Origin of the sequence: Candidatus Viridilinea mediisalina, from assembly GCF_002532535.1 — a bacterium.
In the GTDB taxonomy this organism is placed as follows: Bacteria; Chloroflexota; Chloroflexia; order Chloroflexales; family Chloroflexaceae; genus Viridilinea; species Viridilinea mediisalina.
Genome location: NZ_NQWI01000288.1, coordinates 1 through 1,149, shown reverse-complemented (window position 1 = coordinate 1,149; position 1,149 = coordinate 1). Strand labels below are relative to the sequence as shown.

Annotated in this window: 2 protein-coding genes; both read left to right on the top strand. The window is 54.9% G+C overall.

Going from position 1 to position 1,149, the window contains the following annotated elements:
- The first annotated feature begins 83 nt into the window (after nt 1–83).
- Entirely contained in the window at nt 84–617 is a 534-nt protein-coding gene (locus CJ255_RS22050) for a helix-turn-helix domain-containing protein (RefSeq protein WP_097646206.1), read from the top strand.
- Complete coding sequence (locus tag CJ255_RS22045; RefSeq protein ID WP_097646205.1) at nt 545–1,135, top strand: IS630 family transposase; 591 nt, start codon at nt 545–547, stop codon at nt 1,133–1,135. Before CJ255_RS22050 ends, CJ255_RS22045 begins: the two co-directional genes overlap by 73 nt.
- Nucleotides 1,136–1,149: the final 14 nt, after the last annotated feature.

Here is a 1,149-nt window from a genome sequence, read left to right as displayed (position 1 = left end):
TTATACCAATTACCATTGAACATTCCGCATTGTTGTGATACACTGAAATTACCCGTTTTCGTGTCGAGATCAAAGAGGTAGCCATGAACCGTGCCGCACCAAGCATCACCGAGTCAGCAGAAGAACTGAAGGCCTTGCTTAAGGCGGAAGATGATACCAAACAGGCGCAACGCCTGCATATGCTGTACCTGTTTGCTAGCAACCAGGTCAAAACACGCAAGGAAGCGGCGGCGATCTTGGGGGTGCATCGCGATACGATCGGCGCATGGGTAGCTCAGTATGCTGCGGGAGGACGCGACGCCCTGCTCGACGTGTATGTCGCCGCAGGCCGAGCGCCAAGCATCACCCCGGAGGTGGAAGTGGCATTGCGGGAGGCGCTGGCGAATCCCAGTGGTTTTGCGTCGTATAGTGAGATTGTGAACTGGCTCTGGAAAGAACATGGCATTCGTCTTGCGTATTCCACCGTGCATACGCTGGTTCGCTATAAGCTCAACGCGCGGCCCAAAGTGGCGCGACCGAGCAACCAAAAAAAAAGCCGGAAGCCATTGAGGAGTTCAAAGCGGAAGTCGTCGAGCGAATCAGCGCAGCGATTCCTGCCGACAATGACAAACCGCTGAACGTGTGGACTCAAGACGAGAGCCGCTGGGGGTTGATAACCATCCTGCGCCGCCGCATCACCCTGGAGGGGGTGAAGCCGATCCTGAAGACGCAGCATCAGTATGACAACAGTTGGCTTTACGGCGCGGTCGCACCAGAGAGTGGAGAACGGTTTTTTCTCCTCCTACCCCGACTGGATGCCACCAACATGCAGATCTTCTTGGATCAGTTTGCCGAAGCCCATGTCGATACCTTCAATGTGATGCTGATGGATCGCAGTGGCGCACATACGGCGAAATGTCTGCGCATCCCTGACAACATCGCCCTCGTCTTCTTTGCTCCAGCCTGCCCAGAACTCAACCCAACAGAGCGCCTCTGGGAAGACCTTCGTGGCAAACTCGCAGGACAATGCTTTGCCCATCTTGACTGCTTGGAAGATGAACTCTGCGCACACTTGGAGCAATACACCGACTCCGTCGTGCAATCCCTGACCGGATACCCCTACCTCCGGGAGGCGATTAATGCGGTATGTTCATAGGTAATTGGTATTAC

Bases quoted from the DNA above. Each gene is read 5' to 3' on its own strand.
- CJ255_RS22050 (WP_097646206.1), top strand. From the start codon at position 84: ATGAACCGTGCCGCACCAAGCATCACCGAGTCAGCAGAAGAACTGAAG.